Origin of the sequence: Acinetobacter sp. WU_MDCI_Abxe161, from assembly GCF_025514355.1 — a bacterium.
GTDB lineage: Bacteria > Pseudomonadota > Gammaproteobacteria > Pseudomonadales > Moraxellaceae > Acinetobacter > Acinetobacter pittii_E.
The window spans coordinates 17,608-35,449 of sequence record NZ_JAHPTU010000014.1; the positions used below are offsets into that span (position 1 = coordinate 17,608).

Consider the following 17,842-nt stretch of genomic DNA (forward strand, 5'->3'; position numbering starts at 1 on the left):
TTATCTTGAAACCTTAAGAATTTAGATTGATAAAAAACAATGTTACTGAGTAATTTAGAAAGTGTTCCAGGCCACCAGATTTTGAAACAGCTTGATGTTGTTTATGGAAGTACGGTTCGTAGTAAGCATGTTGGCCGTGACTTAATGGCAAGTTTAAAAAATATTGTAGGTGGCGAACTTACAGGTTATACCGAATTATTAGAAGAATCTCGCCAAGAAGCCATGCAGCGTATGATTGTAAAAGCCCAGCAGCTTGGTGCGAATGCAATTGTCGGTATACGCTTTTCAACTTCAAATATTGCCCAAGGTGCTTCTGAGTTATTCGTATATGGCACAGCAGTGGTTGTGCAGCCTCAAGCGCCCCATCTACCCGATCCATTTAATGCATAGGTAGAAAATGGACAATCTTATTTTTCAGCTTGTTATTTTTCTCATTCTTTTCAGTATTGGCTGGGCTTTTGGACGTCATATTGAAAGAAAACATTTGAATGAACTTTTAGAAAAAGAGCAACAATTTGCCCATATCAGAATTGATACCAATCGTTTTGCAACAAGTGATCAACTGGGCCATTTTATTAGCAGTAATGTGGTCATTTCTCATGACTATTTTAAATATGTATTGGCATCTATAAAGAATGTTTTGGGCGGAAGACTGACCAGTTATGAAAGTATTGTTGAACGTGCTCGCCGAGAGGCTATTGTACGTTTAAAACAACAAGCACATACCGCAGGAGCTAACCATATTATGGGAGTTCGGCTGAGTACAACCGAACTTGGTATGCAAGGTGGAATGGTTGAAGTTTTTGCTTATGGAACTGCTGTCAAAGACTAATACTGCCCCACAGCAGAAAAGTGAATACGTGGATTGCCAATATTTTTAGTTAAATGTTGGCAAATCCCCGTAATTTTCCAACGGTCTTGTTGTTTAGCCAAAGTGAAGTAATAACGACCAAAAGAATGAAAATAGTCATTTTCTGAAAAACGATAAATTTGATAATTACACTCTAGCCATGCTTGGTCTTGTTCAATACGAATAATTGGATTACTCAAATTGTGCTGTAGTCGCAAATGCGATAAAGCTTGCTGCCGAGAACCTTTATACTCATGACAAGACACGACACATAAAGGCTCGCCCCTAAATTGGAAATAATCCACCTCAAGTTGATCTGCCAACAACTCATCAAAAGCGTCCCAATTTTTCTGATCAAAGACCAATTGAAAACGCGTGATGACTTCTAAAATACGGTGATAATCCTGATCCATGGCGAACCTTCTATACGGGTTTTTCACCAATTTAGCACGGCAATATCACTTTTTTATTTTACTTTTGTTTTCCGAATCATTTTATAAAGAAGTTTTGGTGACATCCGAGAAACCATTACACCTAGTTTTTCTTTAGTCCCACCCACAACGATATATTCTTGACCCTGCATCAAAGCTTTCACAGCTTGCTCTGCAAAAACATCCGCTTCTAAACCATTTTCAATTGCTTCATCTTGGTGGCCTTGAGGTTCCCCTGCACCATTAAGTGCATTGAATGAAACATTAGTTTTTACAAAACCAGGGAAAATAACTGAAACTTCGACCCCTTGATCTGAGACCTCAGCACGCAAACTATTTGCCCACATGTGAATTGCGGCTTTAGCAGCCGAGTAGCTTGCACGGTACTGTGTACCCAATAAACCCGCCACACTCGACACAAATACAACTCGGCCAGACTTTTGTTTGAGCATCGTTGGTAATACAGTTTTAGTTAACGCGACTTGCGAGAAATAATCGACTTCCATAATGGCGCGTTCAGTTGCCATGGTCGTGTCTTTAATTAAAGCACGTTGACTCAAACCAGCATTATTGATGAGCCAATCAATACGACCTTTAGCCTTTAAAATCTCTTTGTAAGCTTCTTGAACCTGCTTTTCATCAGTAATATCTGCAACCACAGACAAATGATGATCGGGGTTTAATAAACCAACCCGAACTTCTTCTAGCTCTTCAAAACGGCGCGAGGTCAAAATCAACTTTGCCCCTTGTAAAGCGAGCTCTCCTGCTAAGGCCTTACCCAAACCAGAAGATGCGCCCGTAATCCATACCACTTTATTTTGCAAAGTATCAAGTTTGGCCATGTGATGTTCCTATTATCTTTTTAAATTATGCTGCTTGATGCATGAAGGCCAAAAAGTGGTTGATATAATGAGTTGCTGTGGTCTGATCGACCTGTGTCCCTAACTTTTCCAAACGTTTATAGCCCAAATGCGTCGTCATGTTGATGACTCCGTTAAGAGTTTTATCGACAACTAAATTAAATTTTAAACGCTTTTTAGGTTCACGTACTAGGCTTGTTACGCCTAAATCCACAATTTCTATAAGCGTCTCAAATGCAGCCGTAATACTTTGCATATTACCGTCACGAATTTGCTGCGTAAGGATTTCGGTTTGTTGTACAAGTTGAAGTGTGACCGGATAGGTAATATAAACTTGCTGCTCCTGCTCTTTCATGAGAGAGGTCATATAATCAACTAAGGGTAAAAGACGTTCATTTCCAAAAAATGAAACCGACCAAGGCATGTATTTTCGAAAAGTCTCTAAAACTTGCTGAATAACTTTTTCAGACTCAGCCTGTTGTTTTGGAGACATAGTTGTATTCCCTGACTGTAAAAGTACAGAAAAAACCTGCTCAATAATTTCGCAAGAAAGGTCAGACAATACATCCCCCAAAACTTTTGCCTGACTTTGGCTTACCCCCTCATGCAGTTTTTGCCGAATGGCCTCGAATTGGGTATAAGTCGAATCGGAAATTTTCAAAAAAACTTCATAACTCATCAGCAGCATCCTTTTTCAATTCTTTTGTAATTTTTGTGCCGTGTCGCTACACGATTAAATTGTGATCCATCTTTCATAAATCTACCGTTTTTTGAAAAAAATACAAAACCGTTTATCTGTTTTCAGCACATTAATTTCGAGGCATTTTTTTGCTACAATAGGTGCAATTTTTTATGCATATTCGATCTAAGCTACTATGACTGACGCTCAAACCGCTCAAAATATTGCCACCACATACGATCCAACCGAGATCGAAAAGAAGTGGTACAAAACGTGGGAAGAACAAGGTTACTTCAAACCTTCTGGTCACGGTGAATCATTCTGTATCATGATTCCGCCACCAAACGTCACTGGTAGTTTGCACATGGGCCATGGTTTTAACAATGCCATTATGGATGCCCTTACCCGTTATAACCGTATGATGGGCAAAAACACGTTGTGGCAACCAGGTACTGACCACGCTGGTATTGCAACTCAAATGGTTGTTGAGCGTCAACTTGGCTTACAAGGTGTAACTCGTCACGACTTAGGCCGTGAAAAGTTCATCGACAAAGTTTGGGAATGGAAAGAACAATCTGGCGGCACAATTACGAAACAAATTCGTCGCTTAGGTTCTTCGGTAGACTGGTCACGTGAACGTTTCACGATGGACGAAGGTTTATCAAACGCTGTTAAAGAAGTATTCGTTCGTTTGCACGAAGACGGTTTAATTTACCGCGGTAAGCGCCTTGTAAACTGGGACCCAAAACTTCAAACTGCTCTTTCTGACCTTGAAGTAGAAAGCAAAGAAGAAAAAGGCTCACTTTGGCACTTTAAATATTTCTTTGAAGACAAATCAGTTAAAACTCAAGACGGCAAAGACTATTTAGTCGTTGCAACAACTCGTCCTGAAACTTTACTTGGTGATACTGCGGTTGCTGTTCACCCTGAAGATGAGCGTTATGCACACCTTGTTGGTAAAAATATTGTATTGCCAATTACTGGTCGTTTAATTCCGATCGTTGCTGACGACTACGTTGAAAAAGACTTCGGTACTGGCTGTGTAAAAATCACCCCTGCTCACGACTTCAACGACTATGACCTAGGTAAACGCAATAGCTTGCCAATCATTAATATCTTCAACAAAAATGCCGAAGTTTTAGGTGAGTTTGAATATATTGCAAAAGCTGGCGAACAAATTTCTAAAACGATTACTGCACCTGCGGACTATGCTGGTTTAGAGCGTTTTGAAGCACGTAAAAAATTAGTTGCTCAAGCGGAAGCTGAAGGCTGGTTAGATCAAATCCAACCGTATGACTTAAAAGCTCCACGCGGCGACCGTTCAGGCGTGATCATTGAGCCATTACTGACTGACCAATGGTACGTAAAAATTGCGCCTCTTGCTGAGCCTGCAATTGAAGCAGTTCAAGATGGCCGTATTAAGTTTGTTCCAGAACAGTACAGCAACATGTACATGGCATGGATGCGTGACATTCAAGACTGGTGTATTTCACGTCAGCTTTGGTGGGGTCACCGTATTCCAGCTTGGTACGATGCGAATGGCAACATCTATGTAGGTCGTAACGAAGAAGAAGTACGCGCGAAAAATAACATCGCTGCTGACGTTGAACTTAAACAAGATGAAGATGTTCTTGATACATGGTTCTCATCTGCACTTTGGACATTCTCAACTTTAGGTTGGACTGGCGACGCACAAAAAGACGCAGCGAATGATTTCCTTAAAACCTTCCACCCAACTGATGTATTGGTGACTGGTTTTGACATCATTTTCTTCTGGGTTGCCCGTATGATCATGATGACCCTACACTTCATGAAAAATGAAGATGGTTCATCTCAAGTTCCATTTAAGACTGTTTATGTTCACGGCTTGGTACGTGATGGTGAAGGTCAAAAAATGTCGAAGTCTAAAGGTAACGTACTTGACCCGTTAGACTTGATTGATGGTATTGATTTAGAAAGCTTAGTTGCAAAACGTACGACTGGCCTAATGAATCCGAAAGATGCTGCGAAGATTGAAAAATCAACGCGCAAAGAGTTCCCAGAAGGCATTAATGCTTATGGTACTGACGCAGTTCGTTTCACGTTCTGTGCGCTTGCAAACACTGGTCGTGACATCAAGTTCGACTTAAAACGTGTTGAAGGCTACCGTAACTTCTGTAACAAAATCTGGAACGCGACTCGTTTCGTTCTGATGAATGTTGAAGGTCAAACTGTTGGTCAAGAAGCCCGCCCTGATCTATGGGAACTTCCAGAACAATGGATTATCAGCCGTCTGCAAAAAGCTGAAGCTGCTGTACATCAAGCGTTTGCAACTTACCGTTTAGACCTTGCTGCTCAAGCGATTTACGACTTTATCTGGAATGAATACTGTGACTGGTACGTTGAGTTAACGAAACCAGTTTTAAACGATGCAGAAGTTTCAGAAGAGCGTAAAGCTGAAGTACGCCGTGTATTGCTCGCTGTGATGGAAGCTTCTTTACGTTTGGCTCATCCATTAATGCCATATTTGACAGAAGAAATCTGGCAAACACTTGCACCAATGCTTGGTCAAGGCGGCCCAACGATTATGACTGCTCAATACCCTATTCCTGAGCAAGCAAAAATCAACGAGCAAGCTGAAGCAGATATGCAATGGCTTCAAGGTTTGATTGGTGCGGTACGTAACATTCGTGGTGAAATGGGCTTAGGTAATGCGCGTTTATTGCCAGTATTACTTCAAAACATTTCTGATGCTGAACGTGAGCAAATTACTCGTATTGAAGCGTTGTTCAAAGCATTGGCTAAAGTCGAAAGTATTGAGTTCTTAGGTAAAGACCAAGAACCACCACTTTCTTCTTCGAGCGTAGTAGGCCATGCATCGGTATTTGTACCAATGAAAGGCTTAATTGACCCTAAAGCTGAGCTTGGTCGTTTGCAAAAAGACTTGGATAAAATCCAAAAGCAACACGACCAAATTGCGGGCAAACTTGCAAACGAAGGCTTTGTATCTAAAGCACCAGCAGCGGTGGTTGAAGGTGAAAAAGCGAAGCTTGCTGAATTTGCTGCTCAGTTAGAGAAAGTTAAAGCGAATATGGAGCAGATTGCTGCGCTTTAATATTTGTTTTAATTAATAATTAGGTTAAAATCCCTTCAATAATAATGAGGGGATTTTTTCATGAGTAAATTAAATTCGATAAGAATACAAAATTTAAGAAGTCTAATTGATACGGGTGACATTGAATTAAAGCCCTTAACTATTTTAGTTGGACGAAATAGTGTAGGTAAAAGTACTTTTGCTCGTACGTTTCCTTTAATACGTCAAAGTTGCGAGGCTCAAAAAAAATCTCCGATTTTATGGTATGGACGATTAGTTGATTTTGGCGACTTTACAACAGCAGTAAATAAAAAAAATATTGAAGATGGAATGTCTTTTAGTTTTAATTTTAGTTTATCTCATAAAGATTACTTAAAAATTTTACTCTCAACACCATTAATTCCAACTGAGAAAAAAAAATATTTAGATAATTTAGAGGAAATGGAGAATACATACTTTGAAAGTAAAGTAACTATATCAATTGTTAATATTGAACAAAAAGATCCACAATATACTATTGATATAGAACTTTTAAATAATAAATTAAAATTAATCTTAAAACCTAAAAAGCAGAAAATTTATGCAACAATCAATAACAATACATATGAAATTGATGAGTTTTATAAAATAGAACAACAACAATTTTTTCCCAATATCGAAATGGATCTTAAAAACGTAAAGAACTCAGAAAATAGATTACATAAATATGTGAATTTTTATTTAAAAAATAGAAATTTTATTTTCCCAATTATAGTTGAAAGAAAATATAAGGATTTAACAAACAAAACCGATATTGACAAAATAGTTGAACTAATAGAGAAAAATATTTTTACGGAAGTTAATTTTGATGAGTTCGAAGAATTAGGCTTATCAGAAAATGAAATTTCAGAGTTAAAAGAAATTTATTTTATTTCAAAAACTGAAAGTATATTAGACTTTTACAATAAAGCCATTACTTCATATTTCACACAAGTAAAATATTTAGAACCACTTAGGGCCACTGCACAACGTTATTATCGAAAACAAGAGTTAGCAATTGATGAAGTTGACTCAAAAGGATCAAACATTGCTATGTTTTTACAGGAAAATCATAAGCATGAGAAATTAAAAGAATTAATAGACAAACATTTTAATCTTGAGTTTTCTACTGAATCGAGTTCAGGCCATATTTCTTTACATCTTATTATAAATAAAGAGACTCAAGAAACTATTAACTTAGCTGATCTTGGCGTGGGCTATTCGCAGATTTTACCTGTTATTTTACAGCTTTGGAGTGCTGTATATACAAATAAAAATGATTCAGGCTGTTTAGTGGTTGAACAACCTGAATTACACTTACATCCTGCTTATCAAGCTAAAATTTCCGACATTACTGTTGATATTATTAATCAATTAAAAGATCTTGAACGAGCGTATAATTTTATTTATGAAACTCATAGCCCACATCTAATAAATAGACTTGGTGAATTAATAGAAGAAGGGATTCTTGATCATAATGACGTACAAATTTTAATCTTCGATAATGAAAATAGTAAAACAAATATTATTCACTCTAAATTCAATGATGAGGGAATTTTAGAGAATTGGCCTTTCGGTTTCTTTAACTAATTTTAACGATTTATTTGAGATTATTGTTGTGTATATTCATTTAGACAATTCTTTAGATAGCTTAGACTTAACTAATTGTGAGAATCTAAAAAGCTTAGGATACTTATTTGATGGTTTTAGTGAAGGTTATTTTATTGTAAGTGGCAAAAGAAGTTTGTTAAAAAAACTATATGAATGTGAATATTTATCAAAGTCAGCTAGAGAAGCTGCTTCATTCGCTCTTAATAATTATGCAACCAATCAATCATTTTATAATAGCATCCCCTATAAGATTATTATTACTGCGAATACTTATAGAATAAGCAATGTTGACAAGCAATGGATTATAAATATAAATGAAATTAAACCAGGTTTTCTTTCAAAAGGAATTTTAATACTTGCAGAAAATCTTAATGATTCTTATTTTTTAAATTATGCAGCAGAACACTTTCGAATCAAAAATAGGAAAAACTTTCCTTTATTAAAGATATCCAACCATTTCCAAGGTGGTGGTGGTGATACAATTACAGAGGAATTAAGGAACCAACTAGATAAGAAGCAAGAGTTTATTTTTTGCTTTAAAGATAGTGATAAATTTTCTCCTAATTGTGAAATTAGTGATAATGCTAAAAAATGTAAAGTTTTAGTAGAAAATGATTCATGGTTAGCTTTTTTTTCAAATACTAATTGCCGTGAAGCTGAGAATTTAATCCCTGAAAAGCTCCTAGAAAACACACCTTATATCCCTTTTGAAAGATTAAAAATTTTAAGAAACTTGGATGAGGAATCAACTATCAATTTTTATTCCTATATAGATATAAAGCTCGGCTTTACAAAAAAATTCTATACTAACCTTGGAGGAAGTACGCCTAAAGGTAAATATTGGAATCAAGTTTATAACTTCCTTAAAGATAAGAAAATTATTAAAGATTGTGAGTTTGATGAACATGCTAATTGTAAAATTCATAAGCAATTGAAAGAAAAGAATTGTATATTCTTAGAAGGAAGTAGTGAGAAAACCCTAGATCATGTCATTAATTTCCTAAATACTGAAAGTAGCCATAAGACTTTTGAAATTATAAGAAACGATCCTACAAATATTGAGTGGCTTGGTATAGGAGAAACTGTATTTTGGCTTTCATGTGCACTCCCCAAAATTAGATTTTCTTAATTGTACTCCCCCTTTACTTCTAAAGTTAGGGGGATATATGCTTCTAAAAACTATAAAACCCCATGCTCCAACAATATCTCCACCCCACTCACTTTTTTCATATGTTTTAAACGCTCCTTTTCCCACTTCATCTGCTGCTTTAATTCAGCACAATCAGCATCTATAGCTTTATAAACATCGCTGATATGCACATGCTCTGCTTTTACATTCTTGGCTAGCTGAAAAGAATCTAAAATCTCAGCAATTTGACTTTCAAGCTGCTGACTTTGTGCATCCAAAGCCAGTTTATAAAAACGCAACTGTTCGGCAGATAGTTCTTTAGCGCCTAGCCCTTTATTCTGTTCAAGCTGTAACTGGAGTTTGAGTAAATAAAACAAATCCTGTTTTTCATAAGCCTGACTTGCTTGTTGGAACAGCTCAGTTTTTTCCTGTCTCTTTGTTTCATCTTGCTCACGGTCTGGGTGAATCATCGCGGCAATTTTTAAATAAACTGTTTTGAGTGATTGGGCTGCCATTTGCTCAGCTTGTTCACGTTTCTGTTGCTGTCTTTGCTGTTTGGCTTCTTCTCGCGCTTGTTGTTGCTCAGCCGCATACTGTTCAAAGTCTTCCTCTAACTCTGCACTTTGCTCAGCACTTTCTTCATATTCAAATTGTATTGACTGAGCTTTTTTATTCTTTTTTACCGACTCCCCCGCATGTTGCTGATAAAAGGTATCGATCTGCTTCACCAAGTCCAACTGTTGAGCAGACAGCATTTTAGAGCGCTTCAACATTTGTGCAAGCCGGGCAATTTTCTCATCAATTTGTTGCATGTCTACTTTAGAAAACTCATGGCTATGCAGCATATTCCAGAGTTGATCTAACTGCTGAAATAAGACCTCATGCAAATCGCCATACACAGGCATCAGTTTTTGCCGTATGTGCTGTTGAATCTCAGCTTGTGCATTTTGCCATGTGCTCAGGCTAACTTTTTGCTGTTCTATTTTATCAATCAGGCGATTTAGTTTTTTCTGCTGTGCAGACGGCTCAGACCTTTGCTGCAAGCTGACTTTGAGATCAAAGGACATACTCATCTACCCGAAAAAGAAAAAAGTGTAGCAATAATCAGATGAGGAAGGTAGCCAAGCATTCTTTAAATACGAGTCAGGCTAAAGATTTATATCTTAAGAAATCCACCAAATCACCAGTGGTAAAGTCACGGCAGCACATAGAGTTTGAAAGCTAATCACGGCTGCCATGAGCTGACTATCTCCACCCAAAACTTTGGTTAAAATGTATGAAGCAGAAGCAGTCGGTAGCGCAAAGAAAATGACTAAAATTTGAGTTTGCAAGCTTGGTAAACCAAACCACATGCAGACCGTGTAAGCCAAAGCAGGTACTGCTAAAAGTCGAGCAAACGTGTCTGCTGCTAATACCATAATGTCTTTTTTAATTTGCATAAACTGTAAAGCTGCGCCAACACATAACAATCCTAGTGGCAAACTCGACACTGAAAAAAGCTTAATAAACTGAGTAAAGCCTTCCCAAATCGGGATGTGAAGTGCATTGACTGCTGCTCCGACCACACATGATGCAATTAAAGGGTTTTTAAGGAGTGCAATCAATACAGGTTTAATTGCCATGTGTTCTTTAGAGGTTAGAGCAAGCACCGAAATAACGTTCACAAGTGGAATGCAAAGCGCCAACAAAATTGCCAGAATTGCCATTCCTTCACTTTTAAAAAGCGAAGTCACTAAAGCCAAACCGATATAGGTATTAAAACGAACCATACTTTGTACATGCACACCAAAACGTGCGGGTGGTATGTGCCAAAACATTCGAAGTATGTATAAAATGATGGTCACAGCTAAGACCACAATCAACATCACAATAATGGCTGTACTCAAGCTTTGTAAGTCAATTTTTGCGGTCGATAACGTACTAAAAAGCAGAGCAGGAAATAAAATATAATAATTGAGCTTCTCTGCCCCAGCCCAAAACTCATCGCTAAAAAAACGATATTTTTTAAACAGGTATCCCGATGCAATTAATGCAACTAAGGGAAAAAGAGATAAAACAATGCTATTCATTTCTTTACTCGAGTTTGGTGGGGCTTGCTATTTTTGGAAATGACCTTGGTTTACTCATATATTAAAGATAATGAAAACTCATGATAAAATGAGTTTTTACTCATAACAAATACAATATGACCTTTACCCAGCTTGAAATTTTTGCACTCATTGCTGAACTAAAAAGCTTTACTGCTACCGCTGAAAAGCTGGGAATTTCACAGTCGGCTGTTTCTCATGCGCTTAAATCATTAGAACAACAATGGGGCATTAACGTGATTTCAAGATCCCAGAGTGATATTGAGCTCACCACGACAGGTCAACAGCTTCTTACACATGTAAAAGAGTTATTGAGTATTTCTAATACCTTAGAAAAAGAAGTGGCTGCTATCCATGGTTTAAATGAAGGCACATTACGTATTGGCTCTTTTGGGGCTTCATCCTCTATTTATCTATTGCCTGAAATTTTAGAAAGCTTTCGGCAGCGCTACCCAAAAATCGAAATTTATATTGATGAAGGTGAAGATAAAGAAGTTGCTCAGTGGTTATTAGAACGGCGCATTGAGGTTGGTTTTTTAATTATGCCCGATGAGCGCTTCGATACATTCCCCTTAATTGAAGACCGTTTTGTTGCCCTAATTCCAAATGGTTACCCACTCGCAGAGCAGCTCTACATTGATCCAGCACAGCTAGAAAACTGCCCTTTCATTATGACAATGGCGGGTAGTCGACATCAGGTCGAATTAATTTTAAAAAACTTTAATGTGAAACCATACATCAAATTTTATGTTTCACAAATTTTAAGTATCGTCAGCATGGTTCACAACCAGTTAGGGGTGTCCATTGTCTCTGATATGGTGATTACCAAAGAGTTGCTCGCGCTTTATCCAAATGTGGTTAAGCGCCCTTTTAAACCGAACCTTAAACGTTCTATTGGACTCGCGGTGAAAAACAAAAAACATATCAGTCCTGCTGTGAAAGCATTTATTGAAGTCGCACAATCAGTTTGGTCAGATCATTAAGAATAGAACGATTCTTTTTAAACTTTAATAACGAACTCTTTCAGGTCAATTTATCAGCACATTAGATGACTTGTAACGTAAAAAGCGCCATAACTGCCCTATCTTAACCAAATCGACGCACCATTTATCGCCAAAAACCACTTTTCTAATTCAAATTGGTGCACTTATTGCATATTCACTTTTATGCAATTGAGTTTGTTTCGACAAACTTAGGTTTTTAGATTCCTTAAATCTATTTTGGTGCAATTTACAGACCCAGATTTGTTCCAAAATGGAATTTAGCACTTTTTTCGAGCATGCTATGCACAATGTAGATCTATTTTTCTTATTACTTGGTGCAGTTTTGGTTCTTGCCATGCACGCAGGTTTTGCATTCTTGGAACTTGGTACGGTTCGCCATAAAAATCAGGTGAACGCACTGAGTAAAATTCTGACTGACTTTGCTCTCTCTGCAATCGCATATTTTTTTGTTGGCTATTACATTTCGTATGGTCAGCACTTCTTTCATGATGGAACGGTTTTATCAAGTGATCATGGCTACAATCTTATGCGTTGCTTCTTTTTACTTACTTTTGCTGCGGCAATCCCTGCCATTATTTCGGGTGGTATTGCTGAACGCGCGAAAATGCGTTCACAAGCAATTGCAACACTCGCTTTGGTGGCGCTGGTTTATCCATTTTTTGAAGGCATGGTCTGGAATGGTAACTACGGTTTGCAAAAGTGGTTAGAAACAACCTTCGGTGCAGCTTTTCATGATTTTGCTGGTTCAGTCGTAGTTCATGCCATGGGCGGTTGGATTGCACTTGCAGCGGTCATTTTATTGGGTGCACGTTCTGGTCGTTATAAGAAAGATGGTCGTGTAAGTGCTCATCCACCTTCTTCTATTCCCTTTTTGGCGCTTGGTTCATGGATTTTAATTGTTGGCTGGTTTGGCTTTAACGTGATGAGTGCTCAGCGTGTTGATGCAATTTCTGGTCTGGTTGCCATTAACTCACTCATGGCAATGGTCGGCGGTACAATTACAGCCAATGCGATTGGTAAAAATGACCCAGGCTTCTTACACAATGGTCCACTTGCTGGTTTAGTCGCAATCTGTGCAGGCTCAGACATTGTTCACCCAATCAGCGCACTTGTTATTGGCGGTGCAGCCGGTGCAATGTTTGTATATCTATTCACCTATACTCAAAACAAACTCAAAGTGGACGATGTACTCGGTGTATGGCCTTTACACGGTGTATGCGGTGCATTTGGTGGTATTGCAGTAGGTCTATTTGGTCAGCAATGGCTTGGTGGCTTAGGCGGCGTCTCATTCATCTCTCAACTCATCGGGACAGCGCTCGCGATAGCCATTGCACTTGCTGGCGGCTTTATTGTTTACGGCTTGCTTAAAGCAACTATCGGCATTCGTTTATCTCAAGAAGACGAGTTCCGTGGTGCAGATTTGTCTATTCATAAGATTTCAGCAAACTCTGAAGAAGGTATGTTTTAATACTTGTTAAAGTGCTCTAAGCGACGATACTTCTCGTCGCTTTTTTTATTTTTTAAAGAAAATTGAACTTCTTTCTTCGTATAGTTTAAGAGCAATTTAAGCTTAATTTTATGTAATGCCTTTACTCACAATTTAATTGATGTTGCATGGCATGAATCAACAAAAACAATTTTTTCAGCTTAATATCATTCTTCTTTTTTTCAGTTTTTTCCTGCTTTTGATCGTTTTTCCTGTGGGTGGAAAAATTGACATGTATTTCATCCACCCTTGGATTGATTCAACAGGTCATTTTTTCAATCGAGACAATTGGTATCTTGAAAGACTGAATCATGAAATTGTTAAACAAATCATTACTACCATTTACGTCATCTTTTTCGGTCTGTGGCTCGCATCATTTAAAGTTGAAAAATTAAAGCCTTATCGCTGGCAATATGGCTATATGTTTTTTGTGAGTATGGTTGGTAGCGGTATAGTTGGCCTCTTAAAATCACAATCGGCTCATGCGTGCCCTTGGAATATGATTCATCCTACTGCTTTAAGTTATGTATGGGACTTCACTGCTAAGCATGGGCATTGCTTTCCAGGCGGCCATGCAAGCGCTGGTTTTATTTTAATGACAGGTTATTTTGTTTATCGTCTTGAACAACCTAAACGTGCCTATTTTTATCTCATTGCAGGCATTATTTTGGGCTTTATGATGGGTTGGGGACAAATGATGCGTGGTGCACATTTCCTGAGTCATAATTTATGGACAGGTTGGGTAGTTTGGGCAGTGAATATCTTATTCTATGCAATTTGTATTCACCGCTTTGAATTTGAGAAACGAATCAAACAAGAACTTACCTAACTCAAGTTCTTGTTTCGTGAATATGGAGAACTTTAGGAAGTTTAACCAAAACAGAAAGTCCACCAAGCTCTAAGCTTCTGTCTAGTGTCAGAGTCCCACCTAAGCGCTGAGTCGCTCGATCTACAATCGATAGCCCCAAACCACTGCCAACCTCAAGGTGATGATGTACACGGTAAAAACGTTTTAGTACTTTATCATAATGCTCTGGGTCAATCCCCGCCCCGCTATCTTCAATTTGTATACATGCATCGCCATCTGTAGTATTAAAGACTGAAATGTTAATCATCCCTTCATGAGGCGTATATTTGATAGCGTTATCAATTAAGTTAAAAATAATTGAATGAACTGTTGGCTCGACACTATGCATTTCAATTGGTTCGTTACGAACAAACCCTAAGTCAATTTCTTTTTGCATAGCCAGATTAACAAGCTGCTCAACACAATTTAAAGCGACATCATTGAGTTGAAAAGCTTTTGTCGGTTCAATCACACTTAAAGAGACATCCTGCTTAGCCAGAGCTAAAAGCTGCGTCACTAAATGCTGAATACGTGCTAATCCTTTACTCAAATTTTGCAGTGATTCATGCTCAGGAAACTGACTAATTAAAATCTTGGTCTGTAAATTTAAAGCAGTCACAGGAGTTCGAAGTTCATGGGCAGCATCTGCAATAAACTGCTTCTGTTCATTTTGTGCTTTAGAAATACGCTCAAAAAGACGGTTCATTTCATCAATTGTGGGTAACAGTTCTTGAGGATAATCCACAACTTCAATAGGTGTCAGCTCTTCTGAATCACGATGAGACAGTTCATTTTTAAAGTCATCGATCGGCTTTAAACCTCGACGAATAATTGCAGCTAAAGCAAAAATCGCAAAAGGTAAAATAATCAAATATGGAATAAACATACTGCCCGCAAGCTCCCAAGCAAAAGCTTCACGGACTTTTTCTTGTTGGCTAATCTGGATTTGATAATCCTTTAATGGCAAAACATAGGTACGGATTAAACCTTGACTAGTTTTATGCGAATAAAAGCCTGCTTGTGTAACGGGTGGAACCAATAAATGGAGATGGTGAGATAAATGGGCTTGATCTTTATAAGCCCAAATATCTACAAATAGATCTTCTTCATGATAAGTTTTATGAAAATCAAACTCACTGCTTACCGTTTTCAATGGATATTCAGCTGTTCGTTCAGCTAAATAGCGCATCTGCGTATCTAAAATTTCATCGACTTCTTGAAGTGCAACTTTATAAGCACTAAAAATTAATATACAACCTAAAATGACACTGAAAACTGAGGTGCCCCAAATCAGTCGTTTTTTTAATGAATAATGCACTGTTATGAAGTTCCAAAATTTAAGTTACGATTGCCCTAAACGATAACCCAGCCCTCGAATCGTTCGAATAAAGTCTTTCCCGAGTTTAGCTCTCAAGTGATGCACATATACTTCAATCGTATTACTGGTTACATCACTATCGAAATCATATAACTTATCTTCAAGATTTGCTTTAGAAAAGATTTTATTTGGGTGGCTCATCAAAGGAATAAGAATTGCCCATTCACGATTGGACAAATCAATACGTTGACCTTTAAAAGTAGCAATGTGCTGTTCAAAATTTAAAACCAGATCACCACTTTGTAATAGCTGCTCATGATTGGCAAGCTGAGCTTCTACCCCGCTACGGCGTAATAGCGCGTGAATACGAGCAAGTAACTCATCAAACTCATAGGGTTTAATTAAGTAATCATCTGCGCCATGGTTTAAGCCATCCACGCGGTTTTGTAACTGATCTCGTGCTGAAATAATTAAGACTGGTGTCGCTGCTCTTTGGCGAATTTGCTTTAAGACTTGCATGCCATCCATCATCGGTAGCCCTAAGTCTAAAAGAATTAAATCAAACTTATTTTTAGCTAACTGAGCCAGACCATCTAAGCCATTATTGACCCATTCCACCTCAAATTGATGATATTGCAGCAACGTTATTGTTGATTCTGCAATCATAAAATCATCTTCAATCATCAAGATTTTTGTCATGTTTTAAGCTCGCTTTAATTCACATGGGCACACGAGTGCAGCATATCCAGTTGAGGGTTGATGACCTGAGTTTTTACGCCTAACAAGCTTAATAAGCTTGGGAATAAATTATCCTGACTTAACGTTTCTTTTGTTTGTTGGCTTAAACAACTTACTTGTGCAAAATTGTGTTGTTTCCATTTATCAGAGAACCACATAATCATTGGTACATGTGTTTGTTGACTCGGTGCGATTGCATACGGTGAACCATGTAAATATAAACCATGTTCGCCAGTTGATTCACCATGATCAGATAAATACCATAATCCTGTTTGATATTTCGATATTTCTTTTAAATTATTAATCAACTGACTTAACACATGGTCTGTATACACAATCGTATCATCATAACTATTCAATAACTCTGTTTGAGAACAGCCCTGTATCGCATTAGTATCACAAGTCGGTTTAAACGGTTGATATTGAGCAGGCGCACGTTTGTAATAGGCTGGGCCATGACTTCCGACTTGATGTAAAACAATGAGCCGTGGACGGGTGTCTTCTTTAGGAATAGTTGCTAAATACTCATTTAAGCTATCAATCAAAATATCATCATAGCATTCGCCATCTTTACACCATTTTTGCTTTAACTTTTCTGATATCGGGTACTGCTCAACACGATCACACGCGCCCTTACAACCAGAGTTATTATCAATCCAAGTCACTTGGTAACCCGCTCGTTTGGCAATGTCCAATAGACCTTCACGATGACTTGCAAGTTGTTCATCATAGTCAACGCGTGGCATACCAGAGAACATACATGGAACTGACACAGCAGTTGCTGTACCGCATGAGCTGACTTGTGAAAAATTCAAAATATCTTGTTTAGTAAGCTCTGGGTTCGTATTTTTTGAATAACCATTTAATGCAAAGCTTTCCGCACGGGCAGTCTCGCCTACCACCAATACCATTAATTTAGGCAAGTTGTTTTGTACTTGCTGAACTTGATGAGCATCTTCACCATAATGTATAAGTGGCAGGTTCTTTTTAGGCGCCATTTTGTGATAATAAGACATCAAGGAAGAAATGCTATTTTGTGGTGAGATCATACCTTTTAAATCACGATGCTCACGAAAAATAGATGCAAAATCAACATAATAAACAAATAGTAAAATACCCACGATTGCACATGAACCCACAATCGAACCAAGTTTTTTCATTAATAAATAAGATACTTTTTCTTTTTTAAGTTTTACCTGCGTAATTAAAATAATAGGTAAAACAACAAAGAAAATTGTCCAGAGTCCAAAACGTAATGAAATTAAATCAGAAACTTCAGATACATCTGTTTGTATCATATTTTGAATCTGATCGGGCGAGATGATTATCCCTAAGGTATTGACGAAATAAGAGCTAAAACCACCAATCATGAGCAGTAAAATTGCAAAAATTTTAGCGGTCCATGTCCAGTTTAAAATCTGTAAAACTGCATAATAAGCAGCAACTACAATAACTACTGTAGCAGCTAAAAATAGAATAGCCTTTACTCCAAAATATGGAGTTAAAATATCAATGCTATGGAAGAAACCAATATTGAGAATGGCCCCCAACCAAATAGCTAAAATTAAATTAAACATAAACAGTGAAACCTGTTTATTTTTTAATGTAGAAAAAAAATTCAGCATCTCGGACGACTACAATCTTTTTATGATGCTCTAATGTAGAAATTGAAACTTAAAAATGACTTAAATAAAAAATGATCTAATCCACC

The 17,842-nt window shown here is 37.6% G+C and carries 16 protein-coding genes; 8 read left to right on the forward strand and 8 right to left on the reverse strand.

Annotation, left to right across the window (positions count from 1 at the left end):
- The first annotated feature begins 39 nt into the window (after positions 1-39).
- A complete protein-coding gene (locus KTI78_RS14420) occupies positions 40-390 on the forward strand; it encodes a YbjQ family protein (RefSeq protein WP_000927245.1) in 351 nt (116 codons plus the stop codon).
- Positions 391-397: 7 nt separating this feature from the next.
- A complete protein-coding gene (locus KTI78_RS14425; protein WP_016143192.1) occupies positions 398-832 on the forward strand; it encodes a YbjQ family protein in 435 nt (144 codons plus the stop codon).
- Here KTI78_RS14425 and KTI78_RS14430 read toward each other — a convergent pair.
- From KTI78_RS14430 to KTI78_RS14440, 3 genes are read right to left on the reverse strand one after another with little or no spacing between them, the layout of a single operon-like run.
- On the reverse strand, positions 829-1,263 hold the full coding sequence (locus KTI78_RS14430) for a nuclear transport factor 2 family protein (protein WP_224992908.1): 435 nt from the start codon (positions 1,261-1,263) through the stop codon (positions 829-831). The genes KTI78_RS14425 and KTI78_RS14430 overlap by 4 nt on opposite strands.
- A gap of 53 nt (positions 1,264-1,316) precedes the next feature.
- The gene (locus KTI78_RS14435; protein WP_224992907.1) at positions 1,317-2,123 is read right to left on the reverse strand and encodes an SDR family NAD(P)-dependent oxidoreductase; all 807 of its coding nucleotides are present in this window, start codon (positions 2,121-2,123) and stop codon (positions 1,317-1,319) included.
- Between the two features lie 25 nt (positions 2,124-2,148).
- Positions 2,149-2,820 (reverse strand): hypothetical protein, encoded by a 672-nt coding sequence (locus tag KTI78_RS14440; RefSeq protein WP_262446495.1) that lies wholly within the window; start codon positions 2,818-2,820, stop codon positions 2,149-2,151.
- A 196-nt stretch (positions 2,821-3,016) separates the two neighbouring features.
- Here KTI78_RS14440 and KTI78_RS14445 point away from each other — a divergent pair, with 196 nt between their 5' ends.
- From KTI78_RS14445 to KTI78_RS14455, 3 genes are read left to right on the forward strand one after another with little or no spacing between them, the layout of a single operon-like run.
- Positions 3,017-5,914, forward strand: coding sequence for a valine--tRNA ligase (locus tag KTI78_RS14445; RefSeq protein WP_262446496.1), 2,898 nt, complete (start codon positions 3,017-3,019; stop codon positions 5,912-5,914).
- A gap of 60 nt (positions 5,915-5,974) precedes the next feature.
- The gene (locus KTI78_RS14450; protein WP_262446498.1) at positions 5,975-7,501 is read left to right on the forward strand and encodes an AAA family ATPase; all 1,527 of its coding nucleotides are present in this window, start codon (positions 5,975-5,977) and stop codon (positions 7,499-7,501) included.
- A 28-nt stretch (positions 7,502-7,529) separates the two neighbouring features.
- On the forward strand, positions 7,530-8,651 hold the full coding sequence (locus tag KTI78_RS14455) for a hypothetical protein (RefSeq protein WP_262446499.1): 1,122 nt from the start codon (positions 7,530-7,532) through the stop codon (positions 8,649-8,651).
- A 50-nt stretch (positions 8,652-8,701) separates the two neighbouring features.
- Here KTI78_RS14455 and KTI78_RS14460 read toward each other — a convergent pair whose 3' ends face one another.
- On the reverse strand, positions 8,702-9,718 hold the full coding sequence (locus tag KTI78_RS14460; protein WP_262446500.1) for a molecular chaperone DnaJ: 1,017 nt from the start codon (positions 9,716-9,718) through the stop codon (positions 8,702-8,704).
- A gap of 96 nt (positions 9,719-9,814) precedes the next feature.
- Positions 9,815-10,720, reverse strand: a complete 906-nt coding sequence (locus KTI78_RS14465; protein ID WP_262446501.1) for an AEC family transporter — start codon at positions 10,718-10,720, stop codon at positions 9,815-9,817.
- Positions 10,721-10,836: 116 nt separating this feature from the next.
- Between KTI78_RS14465 and KTI78_RS14470 the strand changes: the two genes are divergently transcribed.
- From KTI78_RS14470 to KTI78_RS14480, 3 genes are all read left to right on the forward strand, one after another.
- Positions 10,837-11,721 (forward strand): LysR family transcriptional regulator, encoded by an 885-nt coding sequence (locus tag KTI78_RS14470; RefSeq protein ID WP_262446502.1) that lies wholly within the window; start codon positions 10,837-10,839, stop codon positions 11,719-11,721.
- A gap of 301 nt (positions 11,722-12,022) precedes the next feature.
- Entirely contained in the window at positions 12,023-13,210 is a 1,188-nt protein-coding gene (locus KTI78_RS14475) for an ammonium transporter (RefSeq protein ID WP_262446503.1), read from the forward strand.
- A 139-nt stretch (positions 13,211-13,349) separates the two neighbouring features.
- On the forward strand, positions 13,350-14,057 hold the full coding sequence (locus tag KTI78_RS14480; protein ID WP_262446504.1) for a phosphatase PAP2 family protein: 708 nt from the start codon (positions 13,350-13,352) through the stop codon (positions 14,055-14,057).
- A gap of 1 nt (position 14,058) precedes the next feature.
- Here the strand turns inward: KTI78_RS14480 and KTI78_RS14485 are convergent, their stop codons facing one another.
- The 3 genes from KTI78_RS14485 to KTI78_RS14495 are packed head-to-tail and all read right to left on the reverse strand — an operon-like array spanning position 14,059 to position 17,756.
- Entirely contained in the window at positions 14,059-15,393 is a 1,335-nt protein-coding gene (locus KTI78_RS14485; RefSeq protein ID WP_262446505.1) for a sensor histidine kinase, read from the reverse strand.
- 24 nt (positions 15,394-15,417) lie between these two features.
- Entirely contained in the window at positions 15,418-16,092 is a 675-nt protein-coding gene (locus KTI78_RS14490; protein ID WP_262446506.1) for a response regulator transcription factor, read from the reverse strand.
- A gap of 14 nt (positions 16,093-16,106) precedes the next feature.
- Complete coding sequence (locus KTI78_RS14495) at positions 16,107-17,756, reverse strand: phosphoethanolamine transferase (RefSeq protein WP_262446507.1); 1,650 nt, start codon at positions 17,754-17,756, stop codon at positions 16,107-16,109.
- Positions 17,757-17,842 lie beyond the last annotated feature (86 nt).

Coding starts and splice junctions, on each gene's coding strand:
- KTI78_RS14420 (WP_000927245.1), top strand. CDS start 40: ATGTTACTGAGTAATTTAGAAAGTGTTCCAGGCCACCAGATTTTGAAA.
- KTI78_RS14425 (WP_016143192.1), top strand. CDS start 398: ATGGACAATCTTATTTTTCAGCTTGTTATTTTTCTCATTCTTTTCAGT.
- KTI78_RS14430 (WP_224992908.1), bottom strand. CDS start 1,263: ATGGATCAGGATTATCACCGTATTTTAGAAGTCATCACGCGTTTTCAA.
- KTI78_RS14435 (WP_224992907.1), bottom strand. CDS start 2,123: ATGGCCAAACTTGATACTTTGCAAAATAAAGTGGTATGGATTACGGGC.
- KTI78_RS14440 (WP_262446495.1), bottom strand. CDS start 2,820: ATGAGTTATGAAGTTTTTTTGAAAATTTCCGATTCGACTTATACCCAA.
- KTI78_RS14445 (WP_262446496.1), top strand. CDS start 3,017: ATGACTGACGCTCAAACCGCTCAAAATATTGCCACCACATACGATCCA.
- KTI78_RS14450 (WP_262446498.1), top strand. CDS start 5,975: ATGAGTAAATTAAATTCGATAAGAATACAAAATTTAAGAAGTCTAATT.
- KTI78_RS14460 (WP_262446500.1), bottom strand. CDS start 9,718: ATGTCCTTTGATCTCAAAGTCAGCTTGCAGCAAAGGTCTGAGCCGTCT.
- KTI78_RS14465 (WP_262446501.1), bottom strand. CDS start 10,720: ATGAATAGCATTGTTTTATCTCTTTTTCCCTTAGTTGCATTAATTGCA.
- KTI78_RS14470 (WP_262446502.1), top strand. CDS start 10,837: ATGACCTTTACCCAGCTTGAAATTTTTGCACTCATTGCTGAACTAAAA.
- KTI78_RS14475 (WP_262446503.1), top strand. CDS start 12,023: ATGCACAATGTAGATCTATTTTTCTTATTACTTGGTGCAGTTTTGGTT.
- KTI78_RS14480 (WP_262446504.1), top strand. CDS start 13,350: ATGTTGCATGGCATGAATCAACAAAAACAATTTTTTCAGCTTAATATC.
- KTI78_RS14490 (WP_262446506.1), bottom strand. CDS start 16,092: ATGACAAAAATCTTGATGATTGAAGATGATTTTATGATTGCAGAATCA.
- KTI78_RS14495 (WP_262446507.1), bottom strand. CDS start 17,756: ATGCTGAATTTTTTTTCTACATTAAAAAATAAACAGGTTTCACTGTTT.